Raw genomic sequence first — 4906 nt, 5'->3', positions numbered from 1 at the left:
TTAAAGACTTACGTTTAAAGGTTTTGTGAAGGGGAGAGAGCGTTCTCTAATGCTGAGAACGTCATTATATTTGAAGATCGTATCAGTCAAGAAACTGTCGAATATCCAGTAGACGATAAATTTAAAATAAAAGTAGTACCTGAAGATATCATCAATTTAATGAGTCGTGGTAAGACAGTGATTGATATTTACGTCGGAATGAGAAATGAAGACGGAGACATCATCGCAAGGGAAAAATCCCATATAAACATTCAGATTTTAAAAAAGATAATTTTTACGATTTAAAAATTGTCCAAGAAAAAGACCGAGATGTTTATTTACTTGTGACGACAACACCATTTAACAATTTAAAAATTGAAACATTTGTTGTACCAAAATCAGTCAACACGAACGTCGTACGAGACAAAAACATATGGTTACTCGGAGAACGTACAGATACTGCCCAAGAAAACGGATATGCACTGTTTAAATATTTACAAGACAAACAAGTCGAAGCGTACTACGTGATAGACGAAGAATCTAAAGATTATGAAAAGATAAAAGACGAAGAGAACGTACTCGTTTTTGGTAGTGATGCGCATTATGATATTAGCTTAAGAGCAGGCGTATTACTATGTACACACGATTTTGAAAATATTTTACCGTATAAACCAGCGAAAGAATTCTTTAATTATGGGGATACATTTAAAGTGTTTCTACAGCACGGTGTACTCGGTAGAAAACCAGCTGAATATCATAAAAAATATTACGAGGATCCGTTTGATATATTTATCGTATCGAGTTCAAGTGAGAAATACGACGTCGTCGTTGAAGAGATGGGATACGATGAAGATGAAGTCATCGTCACAGGTCTTGCACGATTTGACCAATTACCGATTGGCAAAAAAGGAAAAGATATATTACTAATGCCAACGTGGCGTGACTGGATAAATACAGACGAAAGATTTTTAAATAGTGAGTATTATCACCGTTATAAAAATTTAATCGAAAACGAACGTCTTCACGACGTACTAAAAAAATATAACGTCAAATTAAATTTCTACCCGCATTATCGTGCGCAGCAGTTCTTTACAAAAGAACATATTGAAGCGACAGATAACATTGAATTTATTACGCTAGGAGAACGTACTGTACAAGATTTACTCATTGAACATGCGTTACTCATTACAGACTTTAGTAGTGTAAGTTTTGACTTTACAATGATGAAAAAACCAGTAATATACTATCACTTTGACGAAGATCGTTTCTTTAATAGAGGGATATTACGACCAGTAAATGAAACATTTTTAGGTGATATCGCGGAGACAGAAGAACTTCTGATTAGCTATATAGAAGATGCGATTAAACATAACTATGAAAATAAAGTGAAAGATATTAGTGGAATCATTAAGTATCAAGATCAACATAACTGTGAACGTATATATGAAGCGGTGGAACGAAAAAAACTCTAACATTTTTGTTAGAGTTTTTTATTACAACTGTTTAATCATATCGATATGTGGGATGTTTGTATCTAAATATTCATCGGAAAATTTTTCATAGCCGAGTTTGTTATAAAATTTAATCGCGTGAGTTTGTGCACCAAGTTTTGCCCATACGTATCCTTGTTGTCTTGCATGAATATGAACGAATGTCATTAAGTTATGTCCGAATCCGAGCTTTCTATATTCTTTTAAAACAGCCATTCTTTCAACTTTAATTGTAGAATCATCAAGCACTCGGTAACGTACTGTGCCGGCTGGTTCATCGTTAAATAGTAAAATGATATGAACACATTCTTCTTCGTACTCATCTAATTCTAAATCAGCTGGAACGCCTTGTTCTTCTACAAATACTTTATTTCTAATATCCACGCAATCATCGTAGTATTTCTTATCGTCTGTAATATATATATTCATAATAGACACTCCTAAAAAAATAATGACTAGGCAGTACCTAGTCATTATATAACACTATTCATAATTCTCTCTATCATCACGCTCAGGCGGGAAGTATTCGTCCCTAGGGTTTGTACCTGGATCGTAATAATAATCGTCGTCATATGACTCATCTAAATTATCTTCTTCTGTTGGTTCTGTGTAGTCTTGACCGTCAGGCTTGCTAACATCTGTGTCGCCTTCGTTATCTTCATATTGTTCTAATTGATTATCTGGAATTTTAAAGCCATCTCCATATGGGCTCTCATATCCTGGTTGTGCGTAGAATGGTATATTTTCACCTTCGAGTATATAGTGATTAATTAAATCTTCACCGATAAATACCGTAGGGTTTAACCAATAAGAGAGACGTATATTTGCGAAATCATTAACGTCCGGTGCTGGTAAGCCGAGAATCTCTCTTAGAGTTTTGCTTAGTACAAATAAGTGTTCTTCACTTGGTTTATAGTAATATGCACCAGTATCACTAGTATAATCTTCACCGAGAACTCTTGTCTGTTCAAAATCAATATCGTTACTTGCAAAATATTTTGCTAGTTTTGTGATGTCTTGCATTGTAAAGTTATGAGTCACGTTTTTTGAAACGACGTCGACGAGGTCATCTATTTTTGTAATTGCTCCTGTAGACTTTGAGCGATTCATAATTGCCTGAATCATTTGCATTTGTCGTTCTCCACGACCAAAGTCTGAGTCCACTCGGCGACTTCTAACTACCGCAAGCGCCTCTTCACCTGTTAACATTCGTTTTCCTTTTTTTACTTTTATTTTACCTGAGTCATCTTGGTTTGGTTCTTCCATATCAAATGGAACATCAAACTCAACGCCACCAAGTGTATTTACGATATCTACTACGGAATCAAAGTTTACACGAATGTAAAAGTCAACAGGAACGTTTAATAAGTTTTCCACTGAATCGACAGTACCTTCAATGCCACCAAGTGCATGTGCGTGGTTGATTTTATCAAATGCTTGTTCACTACTAATTAGACTTAACGTATCGCGAGGGATGTTGATCATTTTAATGACGTCACCTTCACGGTCGAACGTTGCTAATATCATCGTATCCGTTCTAAATTCATCTCTATTTAATTGTTCTTTTTTAGCACGTTTTTCGTTTTCGTCAATTCCTAATATTAGTACTGTAAAGCTGTCATCGATATCGACTTCTTCACCGTCTTCACGAAGTTTTGACTTGTCCTCTAAACCGGAAAACGAAGAATTTACTCCTTTGTTGACTGTATAATATATATAACCACCATAAGCGGCGCCAGCAATGCTGAGTACTAAAAGTATGACGAAAATAATTTTAAGGAATTTTTTCATAGTAATCTCCGAACTTCAAAATAATGTAATAACTTTCATTGTAACATTGATAGAAGTGTATTTGTATTATTTTGGTTGTTATAATCATTCCACAGATCTTTAAATTGACGTATTTCTTCCGCAGAAAAGTCATCATTTATAATCATCTCTAGAATATCATCAGTGTTATATGCGATATTCGTCGTGACGAGAGATTCATAATCATCTATTAACCCTTTTGTATTCGTATACTCATCTAAATCATAAGGATAATAGATAACTGGACGCATAAGGTTCGCAAATTCAAAGCCGACAGAAGAGTAGTCTGTAATTAAAATATCAGTCACACTTAACACTTCTTCTAACGAAAATCCGTCAGTGAGATCGATCACACCTTTAATATCAGTGTCTAACTGAACAGTAGGATGTAGTCTTAATGCGATTTTATAATTGCTCGGCAATTTTTGAATCATTTTAGAGATGTCGAGTGGTATATCAGAAATATTAAACTGATTTTCTCGATACGTCGGCGCATACGTCACAATGATAACTTCATCGTCTATTTTTAAGTGACTTCGAACACTATTTCGAGTCGATTGAATATTTGGCTGATCTCTATAAAAATCGAGACGTGGCATCGCTGTTTTTATGATTTTCTTATCATCAATAGAAAACGCCTGTTTAAAAATATCTGCCATACGTTTAGACCCAGCAACATAATAATCTACATTTTGATACGTTTTTTTAAATCGAGCTTTTGCACAGTCTGGACGATTTTTAAATGACTCATCCATTAACCCAAACGCTTTGACCGCGCCAACCGCATGCCACGTTTGAAATACGTTAACATAAGGTTTTAACGTCGACATGCCACCAATCACAGGAAAATGATTATCGACAATAATATTTTTAGCACGTCCTATTTCATATAATTCTTTAACGCTTAAATTACTCTGTGTGTACACTTTAACGTTATCAAACGTTTTAAAGTCATACTGACGCGATGAAAAAATAATTACTTCATCGTAAAGACGCATCTTCGGATGACGGATAATATAATCGATATTGTCGCCAAAAGAAGTTAAAATCACGACTGAGTTTTTTAGGGGTAATATGCGCATCAATAAAAAGAAACGTGAGACAATAAAATTGTACACACGTAACATAATTTCTTTAATCATTATTGTTTAAATCTTTCTTAATCTTTGTCGTTGAAATTCCTTCAGTTCTTGGTAAGTAAATAACTTCACATAAATCTTTTAAGAAATCAAACTCACCTTCCCAGTCATGACCCATTACGAATGTGTCAATGTTGTGATTTTTAACATCTTCACGTTTTTGATCCCAAGTGTTTTCTGGAATCACTTCATCGACATATTTAATCGCTTCTAAAATCAATTTACGATCTTCATATGAGTGATATGCTTCTTTATGTTTTAAGCTGTTAAATTCATCTGTTGATACAGCAACGACTAGGTAATCACCGAGATCCTTAGCACGTTTTAAAATGTTTATATGGCCGACATGTAATAAATCAAATGTTCCATAAGTAATTACTTTTTCATAACAATTCACCTTTTTGATTCATATTATATTTTAGTTTATACCATTATAAGTGTTAATGCGATAATTTATTATACAGAAATTGGTTTTCTAGTTCTAATCTT

The 4906-nt window shown here is 34.1% G+C and carries 6 protein-coding genes; 2 read left to right on the top strand and 4 right to left on the bottom strand.

Going from position 1 to position 4906, the window contains the following annotated elements; all coding sequences use genetic code 11:
• Window positions 1-159: 159 nt before the first annotated feature.
• Window positions 160-285, top strand: coding sequence for a hypothetical protein (locus TJ68_RS08795; protein ID WP_272944046.1), 126 nt, complete (start codon window positions 160-162; stop codon window positions 283-285).
• A gap of 38 nt (window positions 286-323) precedes the next feature.
• The gene (locus TJ68_RS06250) at window positions 324-1451 is read left to right on the top strand and encodes a CDP-glycerol glycerophosphotransferase family protein (RefSeq protein ID WP_052327358.1); all 1128 of its coding nucleotides are present in this window, start codon (window positions 324-326) and stop codon (window positions 1449-1451) included.
• Window positions 1452-1472: 21 nt separating this feature from the next.
• On the opposite strand, the gene TJ68_RS06245 is transcribed toward TJ68_RS06250, so the two are convergent.
• The 4 genes from TJ68_RS06245 to tagD are packed head-to-tail and all read right to left on the bottom strand — an operon-like array spanning window position 1473 to window position 4814.
• Window positions 1473-1898: a GNAT family N-acetyltransferase gene (locus TJ68_RS06245; protein WP_040929304.1), complete on the bottom strand. Its 426-nt coding sequence runs from the start codon at window positions 1896-1898 to the stop codon at window positions 1473-1475.
• Between the two features lie 54 nt (window positions 1899-1952).
• Complete coding sequence (locus tag TJ68_RS06240; RefSeq protein ID WP_052327357.1) at window positions 1953-3260, bottom strand: LCP family protein; 1308 nt, start codon at window positions 3258-3260, stop codon at window positions 1953-1955.
• 35 nt (window positions 3261-3295) lie between these two features.
• Window positions 3296-4420: a CDP-glycerol glycerophosphotransferase family protein gene (locus TJ68_RS06235; RefSeq protein ID WP_040929303.1), complete on the bottom strand. Its 1125-nt coding sequence runs from the start codon at window positions 4418-4420 to the stop codon at window positions 3296-3298.
• Complete coding sequence (tagD, locus tag TJ68_RS06230; RefSeq protein WP_040929302.1) at window positions 4413-4814, bottom strand: glycerol-3-phosphate cytidylyltransferase; 402 nt, start codon at window positions 4812-4814, stop codon at window positions 4413-4415. The genes TJ68_RS06235 and tagD overlap by 8 nt, the downstream gene beginning before the upstream one ends.
• Between the last annotated feature and the right edge of the window lie 92 nt (window positions 4815-4906).

The organism is Nosocomiicoccus massiliensis, assembly GCF_000438455.1.
In the GTDB taxonomy this organism is placed as follows: domain Bacteria; phylum Bacillota; class Bacilli; order Staphylococcales; family Salinicoccaceae; genus Nosocomiicoccus; species Nosocomiicoccus massiliensis.
This window is presented reverse-complemented; position numbering and strand designations above follow the sequence as displayed.

Excerpts from the sequence above, each read along its gene's own strand:
- TJ68_RS08795 (WP_272944046.1), top strand. The coding sequence starts at position 160 with ATGAGTCGTGGTAAGACAGTGATTGATATTTACGTCGGAATGAGAAAT.
- TJ68_RS06245 (WP_040929304.1), bottom strand. The coding sequence starts at position 1,898 with ATGAATATATATATTACAGACGATAAGAAATACTACGATGATTGCGTG.
- TJ68_RS06240 (WP_052327357.1), bottom strand. The coding sequence starts at position 3,260 with ATGAAAAAATTCCTTAAAATTATTTTCGTCATACTTTTAGTACTCAGC.
- TJ68_RS06235 (WP_040929303.1), bottom strand. The coding sequence starts at position 4,420 with ATGATTAAAGAAATTATGTTACGTGTGTACAATTTTATTGTCTCACGT.